The following is a 13,012-nucleotide window of genomic DNA, read 5'->3' as shown; positions in this document are numbered from 1 at the left end:
ACATGGTGACGGCGACCCGCCTCGTAGGACGCGTCAAATTCGATGATGCGCTGCTGAAACAGGACCTGAAAGTGCTGTCCGAACTGCCGCTTCTGAGGGAGCAATATGACGAGTTCGGTTCGGGGACATGGATCAATCATTCGCTGTGGAACCGAACCGGAGAATGGACCGACACGCAGTATTCGGACTATGACCATCCCGCGATCCGCACGCAAGCAGGGGCTGCGACGCCGTACCTCAGCAAGATCATCGAGGAATGTTTCGATATCGAGCATCTGCGCATGGCTCGCGTGCGCAACCTCGTTGATGGGCTGGTCATTCCGCACACCGACTTCCTCGAGCTATCCGAAGAAAAGGACAGGTATATTCGAATTCTGATTCCGCTTGAAACATGCATCGATTCGTATCACACGGAGGAAAATTTTGGCGTGTTCCGGATGCGCAAAGGCGACATCTGGATATTGGAGTCCACGCTGCCGCATGGTGCGCTCAACCTTACGTCCGACAACCGCCGCATTCTGAGTCTGGACTTTCAGTATGCGGACATACTGAACCCGCATTACTCGCTGATCTTCAAGGACCCGTCGATTCGCGATGAATCGATCAGGCCGGCACTCGTGTCACGTACGAAGCTCGAGGCTGAGGATCTGCAGGATTACCTCGAACTGCTGTCGACGTCCTTCAACGATAAGGATGACGCGGAGCATATCCTCGTCAAACTGTCGAAGGTGCATCTGCGGTTTGAATCGCCGGTTAGCGATATCTACAAGAATTTGACGGAGGTCGCGAAAATGACTCGACGGCAAGACCTCGTCGAGCATTGCGAGAAGATGCAGAGGTTTTATATCGGTTCACGCTTGATGAATGAACGGTTTCCGTTGCGCAGGGGCATTTACTGATCCGCTGCTCGATCGGGATTGGCCGCCGCTCATGTCCGACACGTTCGTTCAATGCTTTGCACCGCCCGAGGTTGCGACCCATGCGGAGGTGCTCGACGCGCTTCGGGCTGCTTGTGTTCGTCAGCCGGAAGCGCATGTTCGTGCGAGGGTTTTTGCGGAGTTGGTGCGACGGGAATTTATCGAATGTGGATGCGGCGGGTTGCTTGCCTGTGAGCAGGGTGATTGCGCTGGTGGTGGTATCGACGGGGTGCATTTGCATTGGTGCATTACGGCGCGCGGGCGCGCGGCACTCGACTGGCTACTGAGCGTTCAGCGTTCGCCGCGGTGGGAACAGATTCGATGGAGCCGATATGGGGGTTGCGATTAGGCCTGATTGCCGGCTCGAGATTTTCAGCATCGGCACGGATAACGCCGCGTACAACAACTGGCAGACCGCGCCGCATGCGGGGTCGTGGAGTGGGTGGAACAAGTTGACGTGATCACTGTGGAGCGGAAGCGTTGGAAAATTCGGTGCTTCCGCAACCCGGTAATGTGTATCAAAATTTGCGACGAAGCATATTCGCATTCAGGAAGTTCGTTAAGCCAAACACGAGCTTTTTTCGATTTCTCAAGATCAAATGTTTTCATTTCAGTGGTGGCATCAAAATCCGAAGAAGTTTCTCATCACTTCACTGAAGGCGCCCAATTAGCGCGTCACTGACTCAAGGCTCATCAAAATTGCGCCGTCACCTGGAAGCCGAGCGTGACGCGCGCAGTATCGAATCCAGCGGGCTTGTAGATCGGTGTGCCTGCAAACAGGTCATAGGAGAGCCCCGCAATTCGCGTCGGGATGCCACCGCGGATACCGATCACCGTACCGGCTAGCTGCGTGCCTGCGAGCACCTCCGTGTTCGGACCAAACACGTGGCCGTAGTCGAGCCCCACGTAAAGCATCTGCCCCGTGTGCCCGATCGGCACCTGCAATTCATTGCGCCAGTAGAAACCGCGCTCGGCCGCGAGCATCTGTTCGCCGTCGAAACCGCGCACCGTATAACGGCCGCCAATGGCGAGATCATCGACATAGAACAACGCGTCGCCAGTGTACTGGCCATGCAGGGTCGTCACGAACAGCAGCGGCTGCTGGCCTACTGCAAAGGGCACCGACAGGTTTGCATCCACCACGCCCATGTGAAACCGGTAGGTCGGGCCGGTGGGGTAAGGGTCAGGTGTTGCGCCGAGGTCCCCAATGCCCTGGCGGTAAGCCAGCGTGCCGTCGAACTGCGCAGCGCCGAAATAGTGCCGATCGGTGACACCGCCTTCGATGAAGGTGTTGTTGTAGTCCTGTGTCGGGATGGTTGTGTCATCAATGAAACTTGCTCCCCAGCGCTTGGATAACTGGAATTCCAGCCCAAAAATGTCGTCCTGGCTGCGGCGTAGCACGCGCTGCAGTTTCACACCGACCGTCTGCTGGTTGCCGCTCGATACGAATGTCTGGTTCACGCCGGCGATCTGCTGATAGTACGTGTTCGTACTGCCATAGAGTGTCGCTGTCCAGTAACCCCACGGCACCGAGTAAGAACCGTTGAAGCCGTGCGAGCCGAGATCCTTGTCGCCGAATTCCAGGTCCTGGTTTGCGCTGAGGCTGAGAATGTCGTTCAGGCCGAGCGGGTTGTTCAGGCCGAGGCTCAGGTTGCCCTGTAGTTTGCCGGTGGCGCGTTGTCCCGAATTGTCGACCGACGCGACGAGGCTCCAGGGTTTCGTGCGCTTCACGGTGATGACCACATCGCTTTCGCCGGGCACATCGGTTGGCATCACCTGCATGTCCGCATCCTGGCTGCTGACGCGCTTCATCTGGTCGAGGCCTTGTTCGAGATCGCGCAGGTTGAGCAGGTCGCCGTCACGGGCGGGAAATGCTGTTTTCCATGTGCCACGCGTTGCTGGATCTGCGAACTTCAATTTGCGGATGACGCCCGGTACGAGGGCGAGCTTCAGCGTGCCGGCGGACAAGTCCTGCTGGGGAAGCAGCACGCGCGTGGTGATGTAGCCGCGACTCAGGATGGTCTGCTGCAGGCCTTTGATGAGTGTGTCGAGGCCTTTGATGCCGATACATTGGCCGCTGTAGTGGTCAAGCCATTCTCGTGCAAATGCGAAGCGGTCCTGCGGAAGTGCGGATGCGCCCTCTTTGCGTATTGAGTCGGGCAACGTTGACGGCACATCGAGCGCAAACGAGCGGATCAGGAAGCACGGCTGCTCAACGGGCAATGCTGGCCAGCCGGTGATTTTAGGCGTGGTTGAACGCACAGCGGGCGCGGCAACGGCCGCTGCGCGCTGCTGCGCGTCGAGCTGTTGCTGGACCTGCTGTTGCTGTTCGGCGTTCGCGCGGGCGGCCGCTGCTGCATCCGGCGGGGTCTGCTGAGCGACTACGGCATAGGGCACAAGCAACGCAACCAACAGCAATACAAGGTGCGCGTGGATTTTCATTTATTGTTATGGCGGTTTCGTTCTACGGCTTCGGAGCAAGATGCCCGGGAATCCAGACCCACTCCGTCCCGCTCCATTTCCAGTAGCCCATGACCCAGAACGAGTTGGAATCAGGCGCTAGAACTGGCTGCATTTCAGGTTTTGGCGGCGGCATGGGCGGCGCACCAGGCGGCAGGTTCTGACACGCCGTCAACAGCATGAGCGTTGCAAGCGGATATAAATTGCGCATTGTTTTAACGGTCTGTTTTTGAGGTGATTGATAGTGGAAAAATGCCAAACATGATTGGCAATATGCCGCCATCTTGCTGACGTTCCGCGACTGATCTGTTAAGTCGCCAGTTAGCCACGGCCTAATTCGACAGGCTGAAGGTTTCAGATCAGTTTTAATGAGCGGCGTGGTCACACTGCATAATCGTCGCCGGTGAAAGACTCATCGTGATATATCCATCTCCGGAATGAATGCCGCGACGGGCGGTATCACGTGCAATAGTCGCCAATGCTCCATTTTTGCACATCAAGATTGGGGCGTTCGAATCATCGATCACCCTCCAACCTCTCTGCGACAGAGTTCGGACGTACTCATTTTGCAAGTTTATGTTCCATGTATCCCCTCGGATAGATGCCGAAATTGATACTCTATTTATTTGCGTTTTTCTATTATTGTCAAATGCAATCTTGACACCACCGACAGCCAGAGCCGCATTCATGTCGGCACGCATCATCACCAAGGTTGATGTGAACCGCTCAGGCGATATTGACGGTTCATTAGCACATGTCCGAACAATTAAAGCAACTACGCAAATTATCAGGATGAATCCGGCAAGCGACAAGAGATTATTGAATTTTCCCATGCGGGCCTCCAATCGGAATACCAACGGATGTACCGACGGAAGCGCCTGGCAAGCCAAAACCAACCTCGATTGCAGTGTTGCCGCCGATTGAATGATTAAGTCCGACGCATATGAGAAAGCACCCGCCGCCAACGTAAGCGCCGCCATTCAACAAACTATTCGTCGCGCTCGAAGCATCGGCACCCTTACCTATGATAAAACCCCATAAAATCGATCCAGAAGGTGCAAATGGCAAATTCGCTCCAGGATTAAGATATATTTGCCCATCGTGCAGGTTGAGCGCAGTTCCATACGCCATTGTCATTCCTGAGCCGTTAGCGGACACATAGTCCGGCGATGGCACTGCGGGCACTCCGCCCGGCATCGCAAGCTGCTCTGGCGAAAGCCCGCTGCTGCTACCGTTTGCGAAGGGATTATTGTAGTCAGCGGGTGTCGCGACGAACAGGCCATTGCTCTTGGCACTGATGTACTGCGCGGCGGTAGCGTTATAGCCCGAGCCACCCGCCGCGGCAGCGGCATCCACCATCATATAGCCGTTGACCAGCAACATTTGCTGCGCTTGGTCTGTCGTGATGGTCTGGCCGGTCTGCTGTTCGTAGAACTGGGCAAATGCCGTTGCATTGTTCGAAGCCCACTGCCGCTCGCTATCGTCAAGCTGACGGTTATAAACCTCGTTGTTCGCGGCAGAACCCGCACCGGCGATTGCTCCCGACGAGCCGCCGCCAGCAAGTGCGCCGCCTGCGGCCCCTCCTGCCGCCGCCACGATTTCATTCAGCGCATTGCGCAGAGCGGTCTGATCTTCCACCGGTACCTGCGCGACAGCCTGCTCGATGAGCGGCTGCGCCAGCGACTGCAACGCATCGCCCGCAAGCGAACCACCGATAGCACCCGCAATGTTTCCACCCGAAAGCGCCGCACCGATGGCAGCGACTGCCGCGTGCATCGCATCGCGCGCGACGCCACCCTCGGCAAACGCGGGGATGCTGTTTTCAAGCTCGTCCGCGATTTGTCCCGCCGCGTAGGTTGCGGTCTTGCCGAATGCCTGTGCAAACGCGAGGTTATTCTGAACCTGTTGCAGATTGAACGTGTTCTGCACCGTCTGGTTCGCATTAGCCGTGTCGCGCGACAGGCCCGCCGTGCTGTCGGTACCGCTTTGCTGATCGGACTTTACAGTGATCGTACCTGGACTGACCGCCGCATAGGTCGTACCGCTCGCACTGGCACCTGTTTGCGCAAAGCTCGGGCCACCCGATAGCGAAAAGCCCTCCGACGAACCTGAATACGACATCGTATTCTGGATGTCGGTAAAGCCCAGGCTTCCCGTAGTCAGGTTGTTGTTTTCCGCGGGGGCGGCACTTGCTATCTCTGCGCCGTTAAGCTGTGTATGGCCAGCCACGTTCACGTCAAAGCCGCCTGTGCCCGCCACGATCCCCGTCTGCTGGTTGACGGATGCATAGTTGCTGTCGATGCTGGTATGACTGATCGAGGCATCGACGCTACCGCCATAGCCATAGGTCAGCGTACCGCTGAACCCGCTGCTGTGCTGGTTGCTCCCGTAGGTTGATGTGTCCTGGAGGCTCGTCATTGTGAGGTTGCCGCCTACATCCACGTTGGCCGTATTGCCTGAAACCTGCGCGCCCGCGAGCGTCGTATCGCCGCCAGACTTCATCGTCAGCGTGTCGCCCGCTGCGATGGTCGTATTGTTCTGCGTCACGCTGCTACCGTTACCCTGGCCGTGCGAGTTCGACCCGCTGGCAAAAACGCTTATCCCGGTGCTCTTGCCCACACCAATTCCCACACCCGCATTCCAGCCGCTCGAACTATTCGAACTGCTATCCTGCTCGGTGCTCTGCGCGCTTTGCAGCGTTATCGCGTTATTCGCATCCAGCGTAACGTTTTTCCCCGTCACGGTTGCGCCGGTCATGGTGATGTTTCCCGTGCCCGCCTGCGCGCTACCGTTCGCATCGGGCGCGCCGGTCGCCGTTACGGTCACATTGCCGTTACCGATGATGGACGAACCCTTGGCGGTCGTAATCGACGTGCTGGAATTGCTGCTGCTGTGGCTCGACCCGATGCTGATCTGCAACTGGACACCTTGCGTCGCCGAGCTGGCGTCACCGTTCTCGAGACCACTGGCCGCATTGCCGATGGCGCCGCGATTCTGATAGGCCATTTCGGCCGCTGCTACGCCCTGGACCGCTGCAAGGCGCGAATCTCCCGACTCCGCACCCTGGCGAACCGAATTTGCCATCGACTCCCCAAGACTCACAAGGCCGCCACCCAGACCCACACTCAGCCCTGATTGGCTAACTTGCTGCGATTGGGATTCGTTATAGGTATCGTAGGCAGCATTGACCGTGACATTCTGACCAGTCAACGCCACGTTACCGCCCGCTACAACCTCGCTGCCCGTGATGCCGAGATCGTGTCCCGCCGTGATAGAAACGTTGCCGGTCGATGAGCCAATGATGCTCGCGTTGTTCGTAACGCTCGACTCCTGATCGGTCGTTGCCGTTTCCCTGCTGCCGATAGTGACACTCAGACCGCTCGTCCCCAAGCCTGAATCCTTTTCCTGGTAGCTGCCGGACGACTGCATGGTGTCCTGCGAGGTCGTGATATTCACGTCGTGTGCAGCACCCAGCGATACCGCGTTCGTGCCGACGATAGCGCTGCCCACCACATTGATGTCCTTGCCGCTTGAAATCGACACGGCATCGGCGGAAATCAGGCTGCCCTGCGAAAGCGTCGTGGTCGTGTCACTCGAACTCGATACCTCCTTGCCGCTCACCACTTCACTGTGGCTGTGCTGTTCCTGCGAATCATCGACATGCGTTCCAGTGGCCGCACCGATATTCACATTACCCACTGCCGCGAGCGTCGCCGTCCCCGTGTCGAGATTGATCGTGCTACCGATCACGTTGATGTCGTTACCCGCTGCCACGATGAGCGAGTTACCGGCATTAAGCGTCGTCCCAGTCAGCGCATCGTCCGACGTGTGCGACGACTCCGAGTAACTACCGTGGCCATCGCTACCCGAGCTGCTACTGTCAACCGTCGAGGTCGTAGTCGCCGCCTGCAGCGTCACATCCCCCTGCGCCGCAATCACGCCCCCGCCGGCAAGATTGATATTCGCGCCTGTCGCCGTCAGGTTGCCGCCCACGCCGATTTCCGACACGCCGCCAACCGTCACCGAACTGCCGGTCGAGGTGTTGATGTTCGTGTTGGACACGCCGTTCGCGCGCTCGACCACCTGATGCTCGCCGCTCTGCTCCGAGCCGAGATCCCAGTTGCCGCCGACGCTCAAGCCCAGCGACCCGCCCACGTTCAGGTCACCCGCGTTCTGCTCGAAGTTGCCGCCCGTCGTAATCGCTGCGTCGCCGGTCACGTTCAGATTCGCGATGGCCCCGAGCGTGGTCGTGGTTCGCGTGGCGCCGCTCGCGCTAACCTGGCTAACGGTATTCACCGCCGTGTTGAGAATCAGGTTACCGCCCGCGTTCAGCGCGAGACTCCCGGCGTTCACCGTCGCCGAGGTCAGGTCGACATTACCCGTGGTGATCAGCGACATCTGGCCGCCGCTTTGCAACGTGCCGAGCGCATTGTCGATCTGCTGGCCCTGAATCGACAGCGTATTGCTGGCCTGCACCGTGCCGCTGTTCGTGAAGGTCTGCGTGTTCTGCAAGTCGACGTTGGTTGCCGCGATAACTGGCCCCTGCGCGTTCTGCTGGCTGGCTTGCGCGAGATAAACGACCGGCACCAGCACCGACTGTCCGTCGACCACCTCCGTCTGCATGATGACCACGTTAGTGGTGAGCGCCGCCACCTGGGCAGCCGACAGGCTCGCTCCAAGCGGCAGATCCAGCGACTGCGCGAGCGACGCGCCCGCCGCGAGCAGCGACTGGTACATCGACTGGGTGTCCGTATAGGGGCCCAGCACAGACTTTCCGGTCAGCGATGTGATCTGATCCTGCACCAGTTGTTGCTCGTACAAGCCGTCACCCAGACGTTTTTCCGTCGTCTGCGGATTCAGGCCCAGTTGCGACAGGTAGTAGTCGCTCGAGACAAACGACGTCTGGATGGTGAAGGCCGGATTCGTCTCGATCAGATACTCGGCACCCGGTGCGGTAGCCTGTTTGAAGAGTCCGCCCTGCGGAATCGTCAGGTTGTTCAGCACATTCACCGCCGTCGCCGCCGCGATGATCGGATCGATGAGCCCCGTGCTCCCCTTGACCCCGCCGGCACTCACGCCACTCACGGACTGGCCGGCGGTAAGACCCAGCGACGGAATGCCCGCATTGCCCGCGGTATTGTTGATGCTTACGCCCGTACCGGAGAGCGTGCCGCCCGCGACGAAGGTGGACTCATAGGCCGGCAGCGCGTAAGTGCGGATATCGGCTGGCGCCGCTTGCGCGTAGCCGCCCGGATTGGAGCCGACAAACGGGACGTCGCCGAACGGCAGCGTCCAGTCTCCGATGCTGTGGTCGTAGTTCGTGTAGTGGTAGTAGCCGGAGTACGTCACCTGCACTTCAGGCGCGGTTTGTCCCTGCCAGCTGTTCTGGTCCAGCGTGACCGGCGTGGCGATGTTGCCGGTCGCCGCGACCGCGCTCCAGTAGTTCTGGAACAGGCCCACCTTCGACGCATCCAGGTTGCCGCCCGCGATCATCTGCGCCTGCGGGCTGATCGACGCGATCTCGTTAGCGAGCGCCACGCCCGTATAAGTCGTGTACTGGTAGCCGCTGTTCCACTGGCCGCCGTGCGGCGGTTCGGTATCGACGCCGCCGATCATATCCGGAGTCGCATCGGACCAGCCCACATACTGGCCGGAGCAGGCCGCCATAGTGACCGCTGTGCATCCGGACAGGCTGATGCCCAGCTGCGTGAGCAGCGACGGATCAACCGGCTGGTTGAAGCCCGTCGTCGTCATCGTCGTCCGCGTATTCGTGACCTGACTCGCGTCGAGCGTCATGTTGCCCGCCGATTGAATCAGCGCCGACTGGTTGCGGATCAGATTCGCGTTGGTGTAGTTGCCGTTCGCATCCTTGCCGCCCGCCAGCATGATACTGCCGAGACCGAAAATCGCGGTCGTTGCCTGCGTATCGGTCATCGTGGTGTCGTCGCGATTTTCGATATCAGGTGCGAGCAGCTCGAGCAGTCCATTGCTGTTCGTCGCGCCGATAAGCGCGGCCGGCCCCACATTCAACAGGCTTTGCGTGGCGTTGAGCGACACGCTGCCGCCGACGATCGAACCTGTGTTCTGCAGCGTGTTCGAATGCGTGGTGAGCGTACCGCCGGCCATCATCTCGCCGCTGTTGGCGATAGCGCCAGCGGTAACGCTCAGGTTGTCAGCCGCTTCCAGGAGCGCGCTGTTGGTGAAAGTGCCGGGCAGCGTGAAGGCCAGATTGTTCCCGGCATTGAACTGGAACCCGGAGGTCGGCGCGAAATTGCCCTGCATGTTCACCGTCGCGCTATCGGTCGCGCTGTACGCGCCGCCGCCCGTGAGCGTCGCCGCATTTACGGTCAGGTCGTGCGTGGCGCCGATCGCGCCGTTCGTGCTGGCAATGGCGCCTGTCGTCGTGATCGTGACGTCGCCATTCGAGCTGGCGATGTTGCCGATCCGGCCGCCACTGTTGTCCACCGTGTTCGCCTGCACCGCGACGTTTGCGCCGCTCAGCTGCGCGCCCTGCGTGTTCGAGAGCGTCGACGTAACGACGCTCACGTTACCGTTGCCCGTGATCTGGCCGCCGCTGTTGACGGTCTGACTGCCGCCCTGCACGGTCGTGTTGCCCGCGCCGAGGTTGCTGATGAGGCCGCCCGTGTTGTCGATGGAAGCAGCCTGGATGGCGAGCGTGCTCGCATCGCCCGTCGCACCCGTGCCGGACTGGATCTGGCCGTTCGTATTGGTCAGCGCGCCGCCGCTGCTGAGCGACAGGGACGCGAGCGAACGTATCGCCCCCTGCGTGTTGTTGATGTCACCCGCAACGTTCGCCGCGATATTGCCGTCTGCGGCCAGCACACCGGTCGCGTTGTTCAGGCTGGCCGCCTGTACGGCGATCTGACCTGCCGCAATGATCTCTCCGCCGGCGTTCGACATCGAACCTGCGCCGTTGCCCGGTGCAATCGTCAGCGTGCCCGTTCCGGCGTCGAGGATTGTGCCGCCGTCGTTGTCGAGCGTGACAGGCGCAAGGGTGAGGTTGGTGCTGTTCGTCTGCAGTGTGCCGCCCGCCGAGTTGTCGAGCGTGCCTGACACCGCCACATTCATCGCTGCGCTGCCGGTCTGCGTGATCGTGCCCGCGTGATTGACGAGGTTGGTCGCGTTCAGCGAGAGCTGCACGGCCTGCGTGGTTCCCGCACTGTTGTCGAGCGTCGTCGCGGTCACCGAGGCCGTCTGGCCCGCGGCAATCGTGCCGCCGCTGTTGGTCAGATGCGCACCCGCGTTGACCGTTGCATTGTCCGTGGCCTGGAGCGATCCGCCACTGTTGTCGATCGACTGTGCGGCAACATCAAGGTCCGTTTGCGCAGTGACGACGCCTTGATTGACGATGCTTCCGCCCTGCAGCGTGACCGCGCCATTGCCGCCGATCACGCCACCCTGCGCGCCGGCCGCGGTGGTCCCGGCAACATTCGTGAGTTGACCGGTCGTCGTCACCGTGAGGCCATCGCCGTTCAACGACGTGATGCGCCCTGCCGTGTTGTCGAGCGAAGTGCCGGATACCGACAGACCAGCCGCGCTTTGCAACGTCCCCTGGTCATTCGCGATGGCGCCGCCGTGCATCTGCATCGCGCCCTGCGAGACGAACTCGCCGCCCTGGTTCGCGATCTGCCCCGACGCCTGCGCGACGAGCGGTCCTTGTGCCGAGATCTCGCCACCCTGGTTCGACAGGTTGCCTGCGGTGAGCGTCACGCCGCCGCCCGTGAGCGTGCCGCGGTCATTGGTGAGCGTCCCTGCCGCCTGCGCATTGACGGCGCCGCCTGCACTCGTCGTCGCGCCAGTCAGGTTCAGGTCGCCTGCCGTTGCAGTCAGCGACAGGTTGCCGCTGGCCGCCGTCTGGCTACCGGCGAGACTCACGCCACTGCCCGAGAATGACGCGTTGCCGCCTGCAACGTTCTCGCCGGTCGCGTTCAACTGGCCGGATGCCGCTACCGACAGGTCACCGCTCGTGCCAACCGAGCCGTCGTTGTTCACGCCAGCGCCGAGTGTGCCTGTGGAGGCCACGCTCGCTGCGTTGATGCCGGTGTTTTGCTGTGCCGCAAGCGTGCCGCTGTTTGTCAGCGTGCCCGACGTTCCGACTGACGCAGTTTGCTGCGCGTAGATCGTGCCGCTATTGGCTACGCTCGCCGCGCTGATCGCCACGTTGCCGCTGGCGCTCATCTGGCCGCTCTGGACGAGTTGACCGGAACTCGTCAGTGTCAGGTCGCCCGCCTGTGCGGCGATCACGCCCGCATTCGAAACGCCCACGCCCTGTTCGGTGCCGACCAGCACGATCTTTCCGCTGTACATGCCGCCCAGCTGGCTCACGTCAATTGAATAGCCGGGAGCGGGACCGCTGCCTGCGATCGGAGTAGCGGCGAGCGTGTTGTGATCGACCTGGTTCGAGCCGGTGATCACGTTCAGGTTGTTCGCATACAGCGATGCATTGACCTGCACGGCACGTGCGAGAAGATCGACCTCATCGACGTTCGACGCATTGAAGCCCGCGCCCTGGACCGTAATGGTCCCGCTGTTGACGCTGAAGTTCGCGAGGCTGCCGTCCGCGGCATAGTTGGGTGTGCCGGTGGTGAGGATGGCGCGCGAGGTGTTGATGAAACCGCCACCATCGACGGAAATGCCCGAGGGGTTCGCCACGATCACCTCGGCCCGGGCGCCTGCCACCTCGATGTAGCCATTGATCGCGCTCGCCGACGCGCTGTTGACCTGGTTGACAATGATCTTTGCCGACTGGCCTGAAGCGAAGTTCGGATTGCCGTTGATATAGCCGGCCTGCTGCGTGTTCGTCAGGACAGACGAGTTGTTCAGCACGATCCCGGCTTGCGGGACGTTGAACTGCGAATACGTATTGACGGAAACACCGGCTGCGGTGGCGGGTTTGTTGATGTTGACCTGTTGCAGGCCGTTGGCGGTCTGGATGACCGAGGGTGCATGTGAGCCGCCTGCAACCACTTGGGCATCGGTCAATGTCGATGCGGTGCCGAACAGCAACATAACGGCAATGGCCGTCAGACGTTGCGTGAATCCTGGCATGCGCCACGGGGTTGGCGTCTGCCCGATAGCGCTGGATTCTCCCCGATTTGCCTTGGCCGTCCCGGTGGCTGTTTCTTCGACCGCGACCAACATACCCCTTACACGGCTGAATACCAGCCGGTACGTTCTCTTATTCATTTTCTTTGTTCGTCCAGCGAAATCTCTTGCCGCTGATCTTCTTCGAAAACGCGACCAGGAACAGTCAACGATTGTTAATTTGCCCATTGAATACGACGGTTTTGCAGGATTGGAGGTGTTCTATCAAGCGATTTCATGCGATGCGCATTGAAATTATTTGAATTGAATATCCGGATTCGGAGGCTGCGTGAATCGACATCCTGATTTAGTAGATAACGGCTTTGTCCGGCGATCCTTTAGAGAAAGCCGGTTGCCTTGTTGATGAAGGCGGTAAATGTCGGTAGTCCTGCATTGGAATAGGCGGCTTACAGAATCGAAAATATCGCTCCGGTTATCTGTTCAAAACAGCGACCGGGGAGGGATCTCAATGACCTTCAAAAAAGGCTTTCAATTCAGACCTAACATCAGCGTCGGTTAAGAAGCGCCTC

General features: G+C 60.0%; 7 protein-coding genes. 3 read left to right on the top strand and 4 right to left on the bottom strand.

Going from position 1 to position 13,012, the window contains the following annotated elements:
• Positions 1-2: 2 nt before the first annotated feature.
• Together HV675_RS21475 and HV675_RS32790 are read left to right on the top strand one after the other, a co-directional pair.
• Positions 3-899: an aspartyl/asparaginyl beta-hydroxylase domain-containing protein gene (locus HV675_RS21475; protein WP_175113108.1), complete on the top strand. Its 897-nt coding sequence runs from the start codon at positions 3-5 to the stop codon at positions 897-899.
• A gap of 350 nt (positions 900-1,249) precedes the next feature.
• Positions 1,250-1,378 carry a DUF8189 domain-containing protein gene (locus tag HV675_RS32790; RefSeq protein ID WP_281364094.1) on the top strand — a complete coding sequence of 43 codons (129 nt, stop codon included), beginning with the start codon at positions 1,250-1,252 and terminating at the stop codon, positions 1,376-1,378.
• Between the two features lie 232 nt (positions 1,379-1,610).
• On the opposite strand, the gene HV675_RS21470 is transcribed toward HV675_RS32790, so the two are convergent.
• The 4 genes from HV675_RS21470 to HV675_RS21455 are packed head-to-tail and all read right to left on the bottom strand — an operon-like array spanning position 1,611 to position 12,539.
• Positions 1,611-3,359 (bottom strand): ShlB/FhaC/HecB family hemolysin secretion/activation protein, encoded by a 1,749-nt coding sequence (locus HV675_RS21470; RefSeq protein ID WP_175113107.1) that lies wholly within the window; start codon positions 3,357-3,359, stop codon positions 1,611-1,613.
• Positions 3,360-3,381: 22 nt separating this feature from the next.
• Positions 3,382-3,762, bottom strand: coding sequence for a CDI system lipoprotein BcpO (bcpO, locus tag HV675_RS32580; protein WP_246270456.1), 381 nt, complete (start codon positions 3,760-3,762; stop codon positions 3,382-3,384).
• Complete coding sequence (locus HV675_RS21460; RefSeq protein ID WP_175113106.1) at positions 3,743-4,210, bottom strand: Rossmann-fold NAD(P)-binding domain-containing protein; 468 nt, start codon at positions 4,208-4,210, stop codon at positions 3,743-3,745. Before HV675_RS21460 ends, bcpO begins: the two co-directional genes overlap by 20 nt.
• Complete coding sequence (locus tag HV675_RS21455) at positions 4,194-12,539, bottom strand: hemagglutinin repeat-containing protein (RefSeq protein WP_246270461.1); 8,346 nt, start codon at positions 12,537-12,539, stop codon at positions 4,194-4,196. Before HV675_RS21455 ends, HV675_RS21460 begins: the two co-directional genes overlap by 17 nt.
• Here HV675_RS21455 and HV675_RS32575 point away from each other — a divergent pair.
• Positions 12,445-12,735, top strand: coding sequence for a hypothetical protein (locus HV675_RS32575; protein ID WP_246270464.1), 291 nt, complete (start codon positions 12,445-12,447; stop codon positions 12,733-12,735). The genes HV675_RS21455 and HV675_RS32575 overlap by 95 nt on opposite strands.
• Positions 12,736-13,012 lie beyond the last annotated feature (277 nt).

The sequence above is a fragment of the Paraburkholderia solisilvae genome (genome assembly GCF_902859875.1).
Lineage (GTDB): Bacteria > Pseudomonadota > Gammaproteobacteria > Burkholderiales > Burkholderiaceae > Paraburkholderia > Paraburkholderia solisilvae.
The sequence above is the reverse complement of the archived record's forward strand: the minus strand, read 5'-3'. Positions and strand labels throughout refer to the sequence as shown.

Bases quoted from the DNA above. Each gene is read 5' to 3' on its own strand.
- HV675_RS21475 (WP_175113108.1), top strand. From the start codon at position 3: ATGGTGACGGCGACCCGCCTCGTAGGACGCGTCAAATTCGATGATGCG.
- HV675_RS32790 (WP_281364094.1), top strand. From the start codon at position 1,250: ATGGGGGTTGCGATTAGGCCTGATTGCCGGCTCGAGATTTTCAGCATC.
- HV675_RS21470 (WP_175113107.1), bottom strand. From the start codon at position 3,359: ATGAAAATCCACGCGCACCTTGTATTGCTGTTGGTTGCGTTGCTTGTG.
- HV675_RS21460 (WP_175113106.1), bottom strand. From the start codon at position 4,210: ATGGGAAAATTCAATAATCTCTTGTCGCTTGCCGGATTCATCCTGATA.
- HV675_RS32575 (WP_246270464.1), top strand. From the start codon at position 12,445: ATGCGCCACGGGGTTGGCGTCTGCCCGATAGCGCTGGATTCTCCCCGA.
- HV675_RS21455 (WP_246270461.1), bottom strand. From the start codon at position 12,539: ATGTTGGTCGCGGTCGAAGAAACAGCCACCGGGACGGCCAAGGCAAAT.